Origin of the sequence: Methanothermobacter defluvii (assembly GCF_003385755.1) — an archaeon.
Taxonomy (GTDB): Archaea; Methanobacteriota; Methanobacteria; order Methanobacteriales; family Methanothermobacteraceae; genus Methanothermobacter; species Methanothermobacter thermautotrophicus.
Window position 1 is genome coordinate 47,918 of record NZ_QREL01000003.1, and the last position, 17,027, is coordinate 64,944.

General features: G+C 51.4%; 17 protein-coding genes and 1 tRNA gene. 15 read left to right on the forward strand and 3 right to left on the reverse strand.

The window, feature by feature from the left end; all coding sequences use genetic code 11:
* Window positions 1-7 precede the first annotated feature (7 nt).
* From C7452_RS07870 to C7452_RS07935, 15 genes are all read left to right on the forward strand, one after another.
* Complete coding sequence (locus tag C7452_RS07870) at window positions 8-430, forward strand: 50S ribosomal protein L13 (RefSeq protein WP_115892767.1); 423 nt, start codon at window positions 8-10, stop codon at window positions 428-430.
* A 15-nt stretch (window positions 431-445) separates the two neighbouring features.
* The gene (locus tag C7452_RS07875) at window positions 446-847 is read left to right on the forward strand and encodes a 30S ribosomal protein S9 (RefSeq protein ID WP_048061175.1); all 402 of its coding nucleotides are present in this window, start codon (window positions 446-448) and stop codon (window positions 845-847) included.
* A 58-nt stretch (window positions 848-905) separates the two neighbouring features.
* A complete protein-coding gene (locus tag C7452_RS07880; RefSeq protein WP_010875681.1) occupies window positions 906-1,073 on the forward strand; it encodes a DNA-directed RNA polymerase subunit N in 168 nt (55 codons plus the stop codon).
* A tRNA-Pro gene (locus tag C7452_RS09100) sits at window positions 1,074-1,196 on the forward strand.
* A 54-nt stretch (window positions 1,197-1,250) separates the two neighbouring features.
* Window positions 1,251-1,430, forward strand: coding sequence for a DNA-directed RNA polymerase subunit K (locus C7452_RS07885; RefSeq protein ID WP_162828720.1), 180 nt, complete (start codon window positions 1,251-1,253; stop codon window positions 1,428-1,430).
* A gap of 51 nt (window positions 1,431-1,481) precedes the next feature.
* Window positions 1,482-2,732 (forward strand): phosphopyruvate hydratase, encoded by a 1,251-nt coding sequence (gene eno, locus C7452_RS07890; protein ID WP_010875683.1) that lies wholly within the window; start codon window positions 1,482-1,484, stop codon window positions 2,730-2,732.
* Window positions 2,733-2,759: 27 nt separating this feature from the next.
* Complete coding sequence (gene rpsB / locus C7452_RS07895) at window positions 2,760-3,356, forward strand: 30S ribosomal protein S2 (protein ID WP_010875684.1); 597 nt, start codon at window positions 2,760-2,762, stop codon at window positions 3,354-3,356.
* 10 nt (window positions 3,357-3,366) lie between these two features.
* Window positions 3,367-4,206, forward strand: a complete 840-nt coding sequence (gene amrB / locus C7452_RS07900) for an AmmeMemoRadiSam system protein B (RefSeq protein WP_115892768.1) — start codon at window positions 3,367-3,369, stop codon at window positions 4,204-4,206.
* A 10-nt stretch (window positions 4,207-4,216) separates the two neighbouring features.
* Window positions 4,217-5,128 carry a mevalonate kinase gene (gene mvk, locus C7452_RS07905; protein WP_115892769.1) on the forward strand — a complete coding sequence of 304 codons (912 nt, stop codon included), beginning with the start codon at window positions 4,217-4,219 and terminating at the stop codon, window positions 5,126-5,128.
* 21 nt (window positions 5,129-5,149) lie between these two features.
* A complete protein-coding gene (locus tag C7452_RS07910; protein WP_010875687.1) occupies window positions 5,150-5,950 on the forward strand; it encodes an isopentenyl phosphate kinase in 801 nt (266 codons plus the stop codon).
* Between the two features lie 73 nt (window positions 5,951-6,023).
* Window positions 6,024-7,073: a type 2 isopentenyl-diphosphate Delta-isomerase gene (gene fni / locus C7452_RS07915; RefSeq protein ID WP_010875688.1), complete on the forward strand. Its 1,050-nt coding sequence runs from the start codon at window positions 6,024-6,026 to the stop codon at window positions 7,071-7,073.
* A gap of 1 nt (window position 7,074) precedes the next feature.
* Window positions 7,075-8,427, forward strand: a complete 1,353-nt coding sequence (locus C7452_RS07920) for an RNase J family beta-CASP ribonuclease (RefSeq protein WP_010875689.1) — start codon at window positions 7,075-7,077, stop codon at window positions 8,425-8,427.
* On the forward strand, window positions 8,424-9,401 hold the full coding sequence (gene idsA / locus C7452_RS07925) for a short chain isoprenyl diphosphate synthase IdsA (protein WP_010875690.1): 978 nt from the start codon (window positions 8,424-8,426) through the stop codon (window positions 9,399-9,401). The genes C7452_RS07920 and idsA overlap by 4 nt, the downstream gene beginning before the upstream one ends.
* Window positions 9,402-11,063: a glutamate--tRNA ligase gene (gltX, locus tag C7452_RS07930; RefSeq protein WP_115892770.1), complete on the forward strand. Its 1,662-nt coding sequence runs from the start codon at window positions 9,402-9,404 to the stop codon at window positions 11,061-11,063.
* Between the two features lie 186 nt (window positions 11,064-11,249).
* Window positions 11,250-12,485, forward strand: coding sequence for an LL-diaminopimelate aminotransferase (locus C7452_RS07935; RefSeq protein WP_202943321.1), 1,236 nt, complete (start codon window positions 11,250-11,252; stop codon window positions 12,483-12,485).
* A gap of 60 nt (window positions 12,486-12,545) precedes the next feature.
* Here C7452_RS07935 and C7452_RS07940 read toward each other — a convergent pair whose 3' ends face one another.
* The 3 genes from C7452_RS07940 to C7452_RS07950 all read right to left on the reverse strand — a co-directional run bounded on the left by C7452_RS07940 (window position 12,546) and on the right by C7452_RS07950 (window position 17,010).
* A complete protein-coding gene (locus C7452_RS07940; protein ID WP_010875693.1) occupies window positions 12,546-13,130 on the reverse strand; it encodes a zinc dependent phospholipase C family protein in 585 nt (194 codons plus the stop codon).
* A gap of 94 nt (window positions 13,131-13,224) precedes the next feature.
* On the reverse strand, window positions 13,225-15,894 hold the full coding sequence (locus tag C7452_RS07945) for an FmdE family protein (protein ID WP_115892771.1): 2,670 nt from the start codon (window positions 15,892-15,894) through the stop codon (window positions 13,225-13,227).
* A gap of 222 nt (window positions 15,895-16,116) precedes the next feature.
* On the reverse strand, window positions 16,117-17,010 hold the full coding sequence (locus tag C7452_RS07950; protein WP_115892772.1) for a COG1361 family protein: 894 nt from the start codon (window positions 17,008-17,010) through the stop codon (window positions 16,117-16,119).
* Window positions 17,011-17,027: the final 17 nt, after the last annotated feature.

The following is a 17,027-nucleotide window of genomic DNA, read 5'->3' on the forward strand; positions in this document are numbered from 1 at the left end:
GTTGCTCATGATCATCAACGGAGAAGGACATATCCTTGGAAGACTGGCAAGTGTCGTCAGCAAGAAGCTCCTTGAGGGGGAGGAAGTGATCGTCTTAAATGCCGAGAAGATCCTGATCACAGGTTCTAAGGAATGGGCATACGGCAAGTACAAGCAGAGGATTGACAGGGCCAGCATATCCAACCCCAGAAGGATGGGTCCCAAGTACCCCAGAAGGCCCGACGACATATTCAGAAGGACCGTGAGGGGCATGCTACCCTACAAGAAATCAAAGGGAAGAGAAGCCTTCAAGGGCCTCAAGGCATATGTGGGTATTCCACGTGAATTCAAGGATGAAGAAATGGTTGAAATACCCGATGCAAAGGCAGGCAGCATAAAAAAGGGAATGGAACTCGGAGAGATCTCAGAACTTCTGGGTGCTAAATTCTAGATAGGGAGTGTAATCATGAAGAAGGTTATTCACACAAGCGGCAAAAGGAAAACCGCCATTGCAAGGGGGACCATCAGGGAAGGTAAGGGTAGAGTGAGGATCAACAAGGTCCCGGTTGAACTCTACACACCTGAACTTGCAAGGCTCAAGATCATGGAACCACTGAAACTTGCCGGCGACGTTATAAATGACGTTGACATAAACGTCAGGGTCGTTGGTGGGGGTATAGTTGGACAGGCCGAGGCTGCAAGGATGGTCATCGCCAGGGGACTCGTGGACTGGACCAGTGACATGGACCTCAAGGAGAAGTTCGTACAGTACGACAGGACAATGCTGGTGGGAGACCCCAGACGTTCAGAGCCCAAGAAGTACGGGGGCCGAGGCGCCCGTGCAAGGAGACAGAAGAGTTACAGGTAGATCAATCGATAACTTTATATATTTTTATTTTATAAACTAAAGAGTAGAATGATTCAGTATGATTCCAGTAAGATGTTTAAGCTGCGGAAAACCTGTATCAGCCTATTTCAATGAGTATCAGAGGAGAGTGGCTGATGGAGAGGACCCCAAGGACGTGCTTGATGACCTGGGTCTCAAGAGGTACTGCTGCAGACGAATGTTAATTTCACATGTTGAGACATGGTAGGGGACCGTAGGGTAGCTTGGTCCATCCTCCCAGCCATTGAAGAAGTTTCCGGACTTTTCAACTGGAACGGGGATGGTCAGCACCGGAACGCTGGAGACCCGAGTTCAAATCTCGGCGGTCCCATCAAATCGAATCCAAGAACCTCTATTTTAATGTTTTTCTTGGAGGCATATGCATATGGCGTCAAAAAAACTCACACGTTTTGAAAGGGCTAGGCTGATAGGTGCCAGGGCACTCCAGATATCAATGGGTGCAAGACCACTCGTTGAGATCAAGGAGTCACTGGACCCTGTTGATATAGCCAGAAAGGAACTTGAAAAGAAGGTCATGCCACTGGACGTTAGAAGAGACAAATAAACTCTAATAAACCACTATTTTTCAGTCTAGAGTTTATTATGAGGTGTTTTAATGGAAAGTATTATTGAAGATGTTAGAGTAAGGAAAATTCTTGACAGCAGGGGAAACCCGACGGTTGAGGTTGATGTTATAACCTGGAACGGCTTTGGAAGGGCTGCAGCCCCCAGCGGTGCAAGCACAGGTTCCAGGGAGGTTGCAGCCTTCCCATCAGGGGGGGTTGATGAGATAATAACAGAGGTCGAGGATATAATCTCCTCAGAACTCATAGGAATGGATGCAGTGGACCTCCAGGACATAGACCTCGTCCTAAAGGAGATCGACGGGACCGAAAATCTCTCATCTCTGGGAGGTAACACCGTGGTGGCTGTTTCAATGGCAACCGCAAAGGCAGCAGCATCATCCTACAACATGCCCCTCTACAGGTTCCTCGGCGGAAACCTTGCAACATCCATACCCTACCCCCTGGGTAACATGATAAATGGGGGGGCCCACGCAGGAAAAAACGCCCCTGACATACAGGAGTTCCTGGTTGTGCCTGTGGGTGCTGAGGACATAACCGAGGCGGTTTTCGCAAATGCAGCCGTCCATAAGAGGATAAGGGAGCTCATCCAGAAGAAGGACCCGTCCTTTGCAGGAGGTAAGGGTGATGAGGGCGGATGGGTGCCCAGCCTCTCAAACGGGGACGCCCTGGAGATACAGGCCACTGCCTGTGAGGAGGTAACAGATGAACTCGGTGTTGAGGTGAGACCATCGCTGGACCTTGCAGCGAGCGAATTCTGGGACCCTGAGATTGAGAAGTACGTCTACAGGCAGGAGAACGTCCAGAAGGACACAGGCGAACAGATAGAATTTGTTAAGGAGATAATTGAAACCTATGACATGTACTATGTCGAGGACCCCCTCCATGAGGGAGACCTTGAGGGTTTCGCCGAGCTGACATCCCTGGTTGGTGACCGCTGCATGATCTGTGGTGACGATATCTTCGTGACCAACAGGGAGATACTCAGGGAGGGTATAGAGATGGGTGCAGCCAACGCCATAATCATCAAGCCCAACCAGATAGGCACCCTCACAGACACCTACCTCACCGTCAAACTGGCCCTCGAGAACAGGTACACCCCTGTGGTTTCACACAGGTCAGGTGAGACAACAGATGATACCATAGCCCACCTTGCGGTGGCCTTCGGAGCACCCCTCATAAAGACAGGTGCAATAGGCGGTGAGAGGATAGCCAAACTCAACGAACTCATACGCATACAGGAAGAGATTCCATATTCAAGGATGGCTGATCTGCCATTTTAAATATTGAAACTTATTTGAGGTGATAGATTGTCAGAACTACTAATACCACTGGACAAATACCTTGCAGCAGGACTGCACATTGGAACACAGCAGAAAACAGCTGATATGGAGAAGTACATTTACCGTGTGAGATCAGACGGACTCTACGTCCTCGATATAAGGAAGACAAATGACAGGGTAATCGCGGCTTCAAAGTTCCTCTCAAAGTATGAACCCGATGACATCCTCGCTGTTTCAACAAGACAGTATGGACAGGAACCTGTGAGGAAATTCGGTGAAGTTACAGGTGCAAGGACCATACCTGGAAGGTTCATACCCGGTACACTCACAAATCCTAACTATGCGAAGTTCATTGAACCGGAGGTCCTGGTGGCCACAGATCCAAGATCAGATTCACAGGCAATCATCGAGGCCAAACAGATAGGCATACCTGTGGTTGCCCTCTGTGACACTGAAAACCTCCTTGGAAATGTTGATATAGCAATACCCGTCAACAACAAGGGACGTAAGGCCATAGCCCTTGTCTACTGGTTACTGGCAAGGCAGTTCCTCCGGGAGAAGGGCATCCTCAAGGAGGATGAGGACCTGGACATACCTCCAACAGAGTTCGAACTGAAGATCTAGAAGTGGTCATATGATAAGGAGACCTGCAGTGGCGGGAGCTTTCTATGAACGGGACCCCGCGGCCCTCAGAAGGCGCATTGAATGGTGTTTCGAGCATGAGCTCGGACCCGGCACCCTTCCGGCAGTGGGGTCCATGAGGAGGATAAAGGGGGTGATCGCCCCCCACGCAGGTTACATGTATTCAGGACCCGTGGCAGCACACGCCTACCATGAGCTGGTATCCGATGGAATCCCCGGGACCCTGGTGATAATCTGCCCCAACCACACAGGGATGGGGTCAGGTGTATCGCTTATGCAGCAGGGTGCATGGGAGACACCCCTCGGTACAGTGGAGATAGACTCAGAGCTTGCAGAAGCCATTGTGAGAGAATCAGGGATCATAGACCTGGATGAGACAGCACACCTCGCCGAGCACAGCTGTGAGGTGCATGTACCCTTCATCCAGTACTTCACAGATAACTTCAGGATAGTTCCAGTTACCATGTGGATGCAGGGCCATGAGACAGCCGCCGATGTTGGACATGCGGTCGCATCAGCCATCAGGGAAACCGGAAGGGATGCGGCTGTCATCGCAAGCACAGACTTCACACACTACAGTCCACAGGACATTGCTGAAGCCACCGACAGAAGGATCATTGACAGGATAACAGCAATGGATGATACCGGCATGTACGGTGTTATCAGTGAACTCAACGCAACCATGTGCGGTTATGGGCCGGTAGCGGCTACCATCATAGCCTCAAGGATTCTTGGAGCCACAGAATGCGACCTACTGAGATATGCAACAAGTGGAGATGTTACCGGTGACCGCAGCTCGGTGGTGGGCTACGCCTCACTTGTCCTGAGATAAGGGTGAAACATTGAAGTCGTCGGCATCCGCACCTGCCAAGGCCATTCTTTTTGGTGAACACGCAGTGGTCTACAGCAAGCCGGCAATAGCAGCCGCCATAGACCGCAGGGTGACTGTAACCGTAAGTGAATCCAGCAGCACCCATGTAACCATCCCCTCCCTGGGTATACGCCACAGTTCAGAGAGACCATCCGGTGGCATCCTGGACTACATCGGGAGGTGCCTCGAGCTTTACCATGACGCATCACCCCTTGACATCAGGGTGGAGATGGAGATACCCGCCGGTTCAGGCCTAGGTTCATCGGCTGCACTCACCGTTGCACTGATAGGTGCCCTCGACAGGTACCATGGAAGGGATCATGGACCCGGGGAGACAGCAGCCAGGGCCCACAGGGTGGAGGTTGATGTACAGGGAGCCGCCAGCCCCCTTGACACAGCCATCAGCACCTATGGGGGCCTTGTATACCTTGACAGCCAGAGGAGGGTGAGGCAGTTTGAGGCCGACCTGGGGGACCTTGTAATAGCACACCTTGACTATTCAGGGGAAACAGCCAGGATGGTTGCCGGCGTAGCTGAAAGGTTCAGGAGATTCCCGGATATCATGGGGAGGATAATGGACACAGTTGAGTCCATAACCAATACAGCATACAGGGAACTTCTAAGGAACAACACAGAACCCCTGGGGGAGCTCATGAACCTCAACCAGGGGCTGCTGGACTCCATGGGCGTTTCCACACGTGAACTTTCAATGATGGTCTATGAGGCAAGGAACGCCGGGGCAGCAGGTTCAAAGATCACAGGAGCCGGCGGCGGCGGGAGCATAATAGCCCACTGCCCGGGATGTGTGGATGATGTTGTCACGGCCCTTAACAGGAACTGGAAAGCCATGAGGGCAGAGTTTTCGGTTAAGGGACTCATCTAATATTCACAGGGTGCATATGTAATGATCATTCTCAAGCTTGGTGGAAGTGTAATTACCAGGAAGGACTCTGAGGAACCTGCAATAGACAGGGATAACCTTGAAAGGATAGCCTCAGAGATAGGGAACGCTTCGCCATCATCATTGATGATAGTGCACGGCGCAGGGTCCTTTGGCCACCCATTTGCAGGTGAGTACAGGATAGGCTCGGAGATAGAGAATGAGGAGGACCTCAGGCGCCGGAGGTTTGGATTTGCACTGACCCAGAACTGGGTTAAAAAGCTTAACAGCCATGTATGCGACGCACTCCTTGCTGAGGGAATTCCAGCAGTTTCAATGCAGCCATCAGCTTTCATAAGGGCCCATGCTGGCCGCATAAGCCACGCGGATATCTCACTGATCAGATCCTACCTTGAGGAGGGTATGGTACCGGTGGTCTACGGTGACGTTGTACTTGACTCAGACAGGAGGTTGAAATTTTCTGTCATATCAGGAGACCAGCTGATAAACCACTTCTCCCTGAGGCTGATGCCGGAGAGGGTCATACTCGGGACAGATGTGGACGGGGTATACACCAGGAACCCTAAGAAGCACCCCGATGCAAGGCTCCTTGATGTTATAGGATCACTCGATGACCTTGAATCCCTTGACGGGACACTTAACACTGATGTGACGGGTGGAATGGTCGGTAAGATAAGGGAACTCCTTCTGCTTGCAGAGAAGGGTGTGGAATCTGAAATAATTAATGCTGCAGTGCCCGGAAATATTGAGAGGGCCCTCCTGGGAGAGGAGGTACGGGGCACAAGAATCACAGGGAAACATTGAGGACATTCACGATTATCAATCAACATTCAAAGGAATTTATAGGGTGATGGAAAATTTTTAAGGGCGTTAAAATATGATTTCGGATAGGAAACTGGAGCATCTGATCCTGTGCGCCAGCTGTGATGTTGAGTACAGGAAGAAGACAGGCTTCGAGGATATTGAGATAGTTCACAGAGCCATACCTGAAATAAACAAGGAAAAGATAGATATAAGCCTTGATTTTCTCGGCAGGGAATTATCATCTCCTGTAATGATAAGTGCAATCACAGGCGGCCACCCGGCCTCCATGAAGATAAACAGGGAACTTGCCAGGGCGGCAGAGAAACTTGGAATAGCACTTGGACTTGGAAGTCAGAGGGCCGGGGTGGAGCACCCTGAACTTGAGGGGACCTACACCATCGCAAGGGAGGAGGCACCCTCAGCAATGCTCATAGGTAACATTGGAAGTTCACATATCGAATACGCTGAAAGGGCCGTGGAGATGATAGATGCAGACGCCCTGGCAGTGCACCTCAACCCACTCCAGGAGTCCATACAGCCCGGAGGAGACGTTGACTCATCAGGGGCCCTCGAGTCCATATCAGCAATAGTTGAGTCAGTGGACGTCCCGGTAATGGTGAAGGAGACAGGGGCAGGTATATGCTCAGAGGATGCCATTGAACTTGAATCCTGTGGTGTATCAGCCATAGATGTTGCAGGTGCAGGCGGCACCAGCTGGGCTGCCGTGGAAACATACCGGGCGGATGACAGGTACCTCGGAGAACTCTTCTGGGACTGGGGCATACCAACCGCTGCAAGCACCGTGGAGGTCGTGGAATCTGTCAGCATCCCGGTAATAGCATCAGGGGGTATCAGGAGCGGGATCGACGCCGCCAAGGCAATATCCCTCGGTGCAGAAATGGTGGGGATTGCACTCCCGGTCCTTGAAGCAGCGGGGCATGGCTACAGGGAAGTTATTAAGGTAATTGAGGGATTCAATGAGGCCCTCAGGACTGCAATGTACCTGGCAGGTGCAGAGACACTTGACGATCTTAAAAAATCACCAGTCATAATAACAGGCCATACAGGAGAATGGCTGAACCAAAGGGGCTTTGAAACTAAAAAATACGCCAGGAGGTCATAATTTGAGCGTAGAAGTAATTGCGATCGGCGGATACGAGGAAGTTGGTAAGAACATGTCCGCCGTTAAGGTAGGAGATGACGTTGTAATATTTGATATGGGGATTCACCTTGACAGGGTTCACATACATGAGGACACAGATATAGCAAGGATGCACAGCCTCGACCTCATTGAGAGGGGGGTCATCCCCGACGATACCCTCATGAAGGACGTTGACGGGAAGGTCAGGGCCATAGTATTCACCCATGGGCACCTTGACCATATAGGGGCAGTTGCAAAACTCGCCCACAGGTACCAGGCGCCCATAATAGCAACACCCTACACCATAGCACTCATAGAGAGAACAATAAAGGCTGAGAGGAAGTTCAACGTCCTCAACACACTCCAGGTACTGAACGCCGGGGAGAAGTGTCAGATATCACCGGGTATAACCCTGGAGTTCATCCAGTCAACCCACAGCATACCCCAGTCAGTGATAGCAGCCCTGCACACACCGGAGGGCATAATAGTCTATGCACTGGACTTCAAATTCGACGACCACCAGAAGATATCCCCACCACCAGACTACCACCGTCTCAGGGAACTTGGAAGGAAGGGCGTCCTCGCCATGATAGTCGAGACAACAAGGGCCAATGAGAAGCAGGAGGTCAAGACCCACTCAGAGAAGGTTGCAAGGATAGTCCTGGAGGACATAATGAAGAACCCCCTGGAGGAGAAGACCGGGATGATCGTGACAACCTTCTCATCCCACATGGAACGTATACAGGCCATAAGTGACATAGCATCAAAGAGCGACAGGCAGATGCTTCTCCTGGGAAGGTCAATGGAGCGCTACTGTGGACTCGCAGAGGCAATGGGGATCCTGAAACTCCCTGAGAATGCGAGCATATATGGAAGTCCCAAGGCAGTTAACAGGGCCCTTGCACGTGCAGAGGCAAAGCGCGAGGACTACCTCCTCATAACCACGGGACATCAGGGGGAACCCGACGCACTGCTCCCAAGGATAGCCAATGCAAAGACCCAGTTCAGGATACAGAGGGGTGATAATGTTGTGATATCAGCCCCGGTCATCCCGAACCCCATGAACGTTGCCAACAGGAACCTGATGGAGAGGCGTCTGGCATCAAGCGGTGCCAGGATCTACACCAACGCCCATGTGTCAGGGCATGCTGGAAGGGAGGACCACAGGGACTTCATAAGAATGCTGAACCCCATGCACATAATACCTGCCCACGGTGACCTGAGCATGCTCTCGGCCTACGCAGAGATAGCAGAGGAGGAGGGCTACAAGCTGGGTAACGATATACATATCCTAAGGAATGGACAGGCACAGGTCTTTAATGGAGGTATCCGATGATGGAAGTAATGGATATTCTAAGGAAGTACTCTGAAATGGCTGATGAGAGGATAAGGGAGTCCATCAGTGACATAACACCCGAGACGCTACTCAGAGCATCAGAACACCTCATCACAGCAGGCGGTAAGAAGATAAGGCCATCACTGGCCCTCTTAAGCTCTGAGGCTGTTGGCGGAGACCCCGGGGATGCTGCGGGTGTTGCAGCGGCAATAGAACTGATCCACACATTCTCACTCATCCACGATGATATAATGGATGACGATGAGATCAGGAGAGGCGAACCTGCCGTCCATGTCCTCTGGGGGGAACCCATGGCCATACTCGCCGGTGATGTTCTCTTCTCAAAGGCCTTCGAGGCGGTTATCAGGAACGGTGACTCTGAAATGGTGAAGGAAGCTCTTGCAGTTGTCGTTGACTCCTGCGTCAAGATATGTGAGGGCCAGGCCCTTGACATGGGATTCGAGGAGAGGCTGGACGTCACAGAGGAGGAATACATGGAGATGATCTACAAGAAGACAGCAGCCCTCATCGCAGCAGCAACAAAGGCCGGGGCGATAATGGGTGGTGGTTCACCCCAGGAGATCGCCGCCCTCGAGGACTATGGCAGATGCATTGGTCTCGCATTCCAGATACACGACGACTACCTCGACGTGGTCAGTGACGAGGAATCCCTTGGCAAACCAGTGGGCAGTGACATAGCAGAGGGAAAGATGACCCTCATGGTTGTGAAGGCACTTGAGAGGGCATCAGAGAAGGACAGGGAGAGGCTGATATCCATCCTGGGCTCCGGGGACGAGAAACTTGTGGCAGAGGCCATAGAGATATTTGAACGATACGGGGCAACAGAATATGCCCATGCTGTGGCCCTGGACCATGTGAGGATGGCAAAGGAACGCCTCGAGGTACTTGAGGAATCGGATGCAAGGGAAGCCCTCGCCATGATAGCCGACTTCGTCCTTGAAAGGGAACACTAGGTGGTGCCAGTGGAGGACCTTGTCTACAGGTACGCACTCCTGAACGCTGTGAAACACAGGGGAAGGGCAAACCCGGGGGCCGTCATGGGGGCCGTCATGAGCAACGAACCTGAACTCAGGAAGATGGCGCCCCAGGTTAAGGAAGCAGTTGAGGCCGCTGTTGAGAGGGTTAACAGTTTAAGCCCCGAGGAGCAGCAGCAGGAGATGGAGAGGCTGGGCCTTGAGATCACCGAGAGGAAACAGAAGAAGCGGAAGGGTCTAAGGGAACTGGCCGGGGTGAAGGGTGAGGTGGTCCTCAGGTTCGCCCCCAACCCCAGCGGACCCCTCCACATAGGCCATGCAAGGGCCGCGATCCTCAACCATGAATATGCAAGGAAATATGACGGCAGGCTCATCCTCAGGATAGAGGACACGGACCCCCGCAGGGTTGACCCGGAGGCCTACGATATGATTCCAGCCGACCTTGAGTGGCTGGGCGTTGAATGGGATGAGACAGTTATCCAGAGCGACCGCATGGAAACCTACTATGAGTACACAGAGAAACTCATAGAGAGGGGTGGTGCGTATGTATGCACATGCAGGCCGGAGGAGTTCAGGGAACTCAAGAACAGGGGAGAGGCCTGTCACTGCAGGTCCCTTGGTTTCAGGGAGAACCTCCAGCGATGGAGGGAAATGTTCGAGATGAAGGAGGGCTCAGCCGTTGTGAGGGTTAAAACGGACCTGAACCACCCAAACCCTGCCATAAGAGACTGGGTCTCAATGAGGATCGTTGAGGCAGAGCACCCACGCACCGGTACACGCTACAGGGTCTACCCCATGATGAACTTCTCAGTGGCGGTTGATGACCACCTCCTTGGCGTGACACACGTCCTGAGGGGTAAGGACCACCTGGCAAACAGCGAGAAGCAGGAGTACCTCTACAGGCACCTTGGCTGGGAGCCCCCCGAATTCATACACTACGGGCGCCTGAAGATGGACGACGTTGCACTCAGCACCTCGGGGGCCCGTGAGGGCATCCTCAGGGGTGAGTATTCTGGATGGGACGACCCACGCCTCGGAACCCTGAGGGCCATTGCAAGGAGGGGTATACGACCGGAGGCCATAAGAAAGTTAATGGTTGAAATCGGCGTAAAGATAGCAGATTCCACAATGAGCTGGAAGAAGATCTACGGCCTCAACAGGAGCATCCTCGAAGAGGAGGCCAGGAGGTACTTCTTTGCTGCAGATCCTGTTAAACTTGAAGTGGTGGGTTTACCCGGACCTGTCAGGGTTGAAAGGCCCCTACACCCGGACCACCCTGAAATCGGGAACAGGGTACTTGAACTGAGGGGTGAGGTGTACCTGCCGGGCGATGACCTTGGGGAAGGACCGCTGCGCCTCATAGACGCGGTTAACGTGATCTACTCTGGGGGTGAACTGAGGTACCACAGTGAGGGCATCGAGGAGGCCCGTGAACTCGGCGCTTCAATGATACACTGGGTCCCTGCAGAGTCCGCCCTTGAGGCCGAGGTCATCATGCCGGACGCCTCCAGGGTGAGGGGAGTCATCGAGGCTGACGCATCAGAACTGGAGGTTGATGATGTTGTGCAGCTTGAGAGGTTCGGCTTCGCCCGCCTGGATTCTGCAGGCCCAGGAATGGTCTTCTACTATGCCCACAAATGATTTTTCTGTTTTCTGGGGTTTATAATTCCTTTTTTAACAGGGTATCCCTGAGAAAGAATTTTTTGTTTTCCAGCAGTGATCCGGCTTCTTCACAGGCTGGGGATTCAGCACAGCAATTTTTATTAACTCCAGTGGACTACATGATAATATCATTCTTCTCGTGTTGAATTAACTTCTGGAGGATAAATCATGGTGACTGTAAACGAGAACTACCTGCTACTTAAAAGCAGCTACATATTCTCCGAGATAAACAGGAGAGTTGAGGAATTCCAGAGAAAAAATCCTGACGCTGACATAATCAGGATGGGTATAGGTGATGTGACAAGGCCCCTCCCGGAGGCAGTTGTTGAGGCCTTCCACAGGGCCGTTGATGAGATGGCAGAGGAGGAGACATTCAGGGGCTACGGACCGGAACAGGGATACCCCTTCCTCAGGGAGGCCATAGCAGAGAACGACTACGCTTCAAGGGGAGTTGATATCACAGCAGATGAGATCTTCATAAGCGACGGTGCCAAGTGCGACACAGGAAACATCCAGGAGATCTTTGGACTCGACAACGTTGTCGCTGTCACAGACCCTGTCTACCCTGTTTACGTTGAGAGCAACGTCATGGCAGGACGTGCCGGCCCGGCAGACGACGATGGAAGATACAGTGGACTTGTCTACCTCCCATGTACAGAGGAGAACAGCTTCATACCCTCCCTCCCAGAGGAGAGGGTGGACCTCATCTACCTCTGCTACCCCAACAACCCCACAGGAACAACACTGACAGAGAAACAGCTTGCTGAGTGGGTGGACTATGCAAGGGACAGTGGCAGCTTGATACTCTTCGATGCAGCCTACGAGGCCTACATCCAGGAGGATGGGATACCCCACAGCATCTACGAAGTCGAAGGTGCAAGGGAAGTCGCGATTGAGTTCAGGAGCTTCTCAAAGAACGCGGGCTTCACAGGTACAAGGTGTGCCTTCACGGTTGTACCTGAAGAACTTGAGGTCCCTGACAGCAGCGGAAGGATGCACTCTGTGAGGGAACTCTGGAACAGGCGCCAGACAACAAAGTTCAACGGAGTCTCCTACCCGGTCCAGAGGGCGGCCGAGGCTGTCTACACACCTGAGGGGCAGCGGGAGATAAGGGAATCCATTGATTACTACATGGAAAACGCCAGGATAATAAGGGAAAGCCTTGAAAGGGCAGGTTTAAGGTACTATGGTGGTGTAAACGCACCATACATCTGGATAAGGACGCCCGAGGGAATGGACTCCTGGCAGTTCTTTGACACCCTCCTCAATGATGCTGAGGTCGTTGGGACACCGGGCTCAGGTTTCGGACCAAGTGGTGAGGGTTACTTCCGTCTCACAGCCTTCAACTCCTTCAGGAACACTGTGAAGGCCATGGAGAGGATATCAGAGCTGAGCTTCTAGATGATACTGATTGTTGATGGTAGAGCAGTCACCATCACGGAAAAATAAATAATTAATTTTTTAATTCATGGCTGAGTTTATTGCCATATATGCGACACTGGTACCCATGTCGAGGTCCCTCTGGACTGTTGATGGGCTCTTTGTCCTCGTCCACCTTGACCAGTCACTCCTACCGTTGAGGTAGCCCTGCTTCATCAGTGTGTAGAGGTCCCCTGACACATACTTTATTCTGGGTGCAAGGTACAGCGCCTGCCTCTCATAGCCTGTATGGAGTGATGATGACTCCCCGCTCACACAGTGGGGGGCGCTGAAGGTGTCTGTTATGTAGTGGCTTGCAACCCCGAAACAGTAACTCGCATACCTGTAGTTCCTGTTCCTGTAGGCACTCCTTCCACGGTCGAGCCATTTCTTCGCCTCGGTGAAGCTCCTGGGGAAGCTGTGTCTCACTGTATCATGGAACTTCTCATCAGGGTCGTTGGACCCGTCGACCATGGCGTTGAGGTTTAACCTGGGTTTCTTGTGGGAGGGTAGCTTCTCGTATATGGCCTCTGCTGTGTCGTAGTGGGTCACAGTCTTCCAGGCAAATGAGGCGGGTGTAAGGAGCATCATAAGAACAAGGATTAAGGACACACCCCTTATCTTCATGGTGAAACCTCCATTTAGTGGGTGGTACCTTTACATGTATAAATTTATTGTTGAGAATGGTGTTACTGATATAAAAAAGAAAAAGAGTGGGGGTTTATTTTCCTGCTCCGCCCCTGAGGAATCCGAAGGCCACAAGACCAGCGGCAACAAGGACACCCACGATACCGTAGACATACCATGAGGAGTCACCGCCACTGGCGCCTGATGTAGCATTCTTAACCTCATAGGCCTTTGAAGGGGTTGATGCAGGCTCCTCTGACACTGAGGATGCAGCGCCCACCTCTGCGGGTGAAGCCGCAGTATCCACACCCGGTGAATAACCTGAGTGTCCGCCGCTGATACCACCAGCTGAACCTGAAGGAACACCACCGGTTGAACCTCCCTGGGTTCCTCCGTTGTTAACTGGTGTTCCACCGTTGTTCACAGGTATAAGGTCCTCGAGGGTCCTGTTGGATGGGATACTGAAAATATACTGAAGGGCATTCATGGAGCCAGTTCCACCTGCAAGGAGTATGCCAAGTTCCTCCTTGTTTATAAGACGTTCCGCGGCTGTACTGACAACCGGTGCTGATACCAGGTTTGGTGAGGAGTAATCATGCTTGTAGAGTCGGATGTACTCTTCGTAGGAGTTGGATCCTGATGCAAACCTTGGGCTCTGCCATGTGATAACTGCAACCCTTCCAGTGTTTGTCTTTTCATCCCATATTATGATGTAGCCCACCATTCCATTCATACCGCCGCCTGTTGTTTCCAGTGTTGTCTCATCACTTGTCAGCCTCTGGTTGGCGTAGGTTCCCTGTCCCGCTGAAACACCGAGGAGCATGAAGAGTATGTCGTCCTTACAGTTATCGAGTGTTGTGACATAGATGTACTTCTCGTTTTCCCCCTTGGGGTAAGTGTTGAAGATGTAGTCGGCTATGAGGTAACCTGGTGAGCTTCCACCACAGACGTGGTTGTGGAAGAGCCAACCCATCAGCACGTCAAAGGGTGGATCGTATGGTAGGACCTCTTCTATTCTGTAATTGGATGAATTCTGAACAACAAGTGTTCCGCTTGTGATGTTGTAGTACATTGATTTGATTATCTTCTGTGTCCCGTTGATCAGACAGAAGTCGAATTTCAGCTGACCCCAGAGCGGTGCATGTACTGGTAGAAGTGTTTTCCTGCTGAGTCTTGATCCGAGGATGTCATAGATTCCATCCCAGATTGGACTGGTCTCCTGGTTGTTTAACCTGACGTAGCCTGCTGATGTGAGGACAAATAGCTGATAGTCATCCCTTTCAAGATTTATACCCATGGCCTGGAAGAGCTCTACAGCCTTCTCTGCCGCAAGGCGGCCGATGTTCTTGAGGTCCCCGTATGTTAGATTACCGGTACTGTAGCTGCTGTTAGATGGGGTTGCATTGATAAGGTTTGTCTGGTTGAGGATGTAGTTGAGGTCAAGTCCAGCTGCGGCGATGGTCGTGTTACCCTTTGTGGGCTCATATCCCATGAGGTAGTTTACCTGGTCCTGTGTGAGGTTGTCGAATGCGTAGAGGATCTTCACAAGGGCTTCTGGACTTGTTGTTAGTTTTTTAACTGCCCATGCGTTGAATTTAAGTTCTGATACTGCTGTTGCACCGGTTTCCTGTTTGTATTTGCTGATGAGGTCCTGAAGGTTGTAGGCCATTATGATAAGTGTCCCTATTTTTGTCTTTGAGTTCCATCGAATGAAACCCACAATGTTGGTGTCTTCAGTTGTGTTGAACCCCACATATGCCCTTTTACCGGGTGTCGCATCCATGGCATATATGAAGACGTCATCGTCTGAACCGCCGGGCACACCTATGACCTGGTAGCTCACACCCTCCAGTGGTAGGCCGAATTCATTTGTAGCAGGGTAGTATTTGAGTAGTGTTTCTATCATTGCGTAGCCGCTGATTGTTCCCATGCAGACGTGGCCGTGGAATGCTGCTTCCCTGAGGATGTCTGCTGAGAGTCCTATGGCCCAGGCGTTGGCCAGGCTTGCTATGGGGAATGTGTCGTTTCCAAGTTTTTTCTGCAGTGCCTGGTACTGTGTGAGGGTCATGTTCTGTGAGACCGTTCCAATGTAGATGGGTGTCATGCTGGCGTTTTTGAAGTAGGCGAGTATGAGGTCGTTACCTTTCCTTACTATGAATGCGAAGTCCAGTGGATCGAGTCTGGTTTTTCGGAGCATCAGGAGGTTTCCTTTACCATAGCTCACTATACCGCGGGCCTGGTTGAGTATACCCTCCAGGGCGTCCTCTGTTGTCTGGTTTTTGTAGTATGCTGTTCCTGCTGTTGTTATGACCAGGACTTCACCGGTTCTGGTGAAGTTGAGGATCTGGTCTGCCTTCTTTGTTATTTCCCTTCCCAGTTTGTAGGCGTCTGTGGCGTTCATGGTGAGTGAGAGATGGGCTGCGTATACTGTGCCGTAGTCTGTTAGCTGGAAGGTGTGTGAGAGTTCCCTGTATCCTGGGGCGCGGATTTTTACTGTGAATTTTGTGGTGTTTGTGATGTTCTGGTAGTTGAATTTGATTTTGGTCATGTTGGCTGCCGGGTCAAATGTTCTGGTGAAGTTTATCTTTGTCCCGTTTTCGTCTGTCAGTTCCTGGATGTCGGGGTTTATATTGCCATTATCGTCGGCGTATTCATATTTGACGTCAACCCCCACCTCACAGTTTGTATCAGCTGCACTCACAGAACCTGTAAGTGCCACAGCAACGAGAAGAACCATGAAAACCATGAAACACTGTCTTCCCATACCTTTTCACCTCCTTTTAATTTTATCATTAAAAATAATGATTTTACTAACATATAAGTTTTAATTATTACTATTGGGGTGATGATCGGGAGTATTGTAATACTCAACCCTTTAAAAGGAGAACTGTGTGGAATTATCCTGAGATGCTCAGAACGAAATTTAGAAGAACCACATAATTTATCAATTAACTGGAAACATGGCAAAAAAGAAAAAAAGGAGGGATTACTTTTTCCTCTCGATCTTGATTGCGATTGGAGGTTCAATTCCCTTCTTACGGATCACCCACACTGTGGCTCCGAGTACAAGGAGGATTATCAGCCATGCGGGTATCACTATGACCGTGTCGGTGGTCTCAAGGGTCTTTGTCTGATGGAAACGTCCATACTTTATCTCTGTCCGGGCGCTGTATGGTCCGAATTCAAGCCATCCCGGCTTCCAGGTCTCAACCAGTGTGTAGCTGTCCTCAGGGTAGACGACACCATCGATGGGCACCCTCTGTTTACCGGTTATCCCTGTGAGTTCAATGGCCCCTGTCATGTTGGCCTGGACTGTACCTGTATTTTTGAGTTTGTAGGTGAACCTGCCGGGCATGAAGCTCAGAAGTACGGTGGGTGCCTTGTGGTCCTCCAGTTTGAGTGACTCGATGATGGGCCCGGGGAGACCCACATATATGGGTACCACCAGTTCGACTCCCTGGACTATCTGTATCTGTCCTGTGGCTGCATTCTGGACCGGCACTCCCCTTATAACCAGGGCCCCTGCGGCGTCGAGGTAGTTTATCTTTCCAGGTGCGTTGACTGTGAATTTTATCTTCCTTGACTCCCCCGGTTTTAGCCTGAAGGTCGTGTTACCCTCGATGGTGATCCACTGGGCTATACCCCTGTCAGAGTACACCAGGTTCACACTGTCCATGAGGAGCCTCTTCTTGGTCACGTTGACGCTTACCTCCTCCTTGCCAATGTTCCTCACTGTAACCTCTCCGCTCACTGAATCTCCGGGTTTGAGGTTGTATCTGAAGTCTGCTGGTGATGCCCAGAGGCCTGTAGCCACTGCAGGTGCCACGTATCCGAGGACGAATATGATCATTAAGAGGGCTGTTAAATGTCTGACTTTCATGGTTCATCCACCTTTAA

Coding starts and splice junctions, on each gene's coding strand:
- C7452_RS07940 (WP_010875693.1), bottom strand. CDS start 13,130: ATGAAGATAAGGGGTGTGTCCTTAATCCTTGTTCTTATGATGCTCCTT.
- C7452_RS07950 (WP_115892772.1), bottom strand. CDS start 17,010: ATGAAAGTCAGACATTTAACAGCCCTCTTAATGATCATATTCGTCCTC.
- C7452_RS07910 (WP_010875687.1), top strand. CDS start 5,150: ATGATCATTCTCAAGCTTGGTGGAAGTGTAATTACCAGGAAGGACTCT.
- C7452_RS07880 (WP_010875681.1), top strand. CDS start 906: ATGATTCCAGTAAGATGTTTAAGCTGCGGAAAACCTGTATCAGCCTAT.
- fni (WP_010875688.1), top strand. CDS start 6,024: ATGATTTCGGATAGGAAACTGGAGCATCTGATCCTGTGCGCCAGCTGT.
- C7452_RS07870 (WP_115892767.1), top strand. CDS start 8: ATGATCATCAACGGAGAAGGACATATCCTTGGAAGACTGGCAAGTGTC.
- C7452_RS07875 (WP_048061175.1), top strand. CDS start 446: ATGAAGAAGGTTATTCACACAAGCGGCAAAAGGAAAACCGCCATTGCA.
- C7452_RS07885 (WP_162828720.1), top strand. CDS start 1,251: ATGGCGTCAAAAAAACTCACACGTTTTGAAAGGGCTAGGCTGATAGGT.
- idsA (WP_010875690.1), top strand. CDS start 8,424: ATGATGGAAGTAATGGATATTCTAAGGAAGTACTCTGAAATGGCTGAT.
- C7452_RS07945 (WP_115892771.1), bottom strand. CDS start 15,894: ATGGGAAGACAGTGTTTCATGGTTTTCATGGTTCTTCTCGTTGCTGTG.
- amrB (WP_115892768.1), top strand. CDS start 3,367: ATGATAAGGAGACCTGCAGTGGCGGGAGCTTTCTATGAACGGGACCCC.
- eno (WP_010875683.1), top strand. CDS start 1,482: ATGGAAAGTATTATTGAAGATGTTAGAGTAAGGAAAATTCTTGACAGC.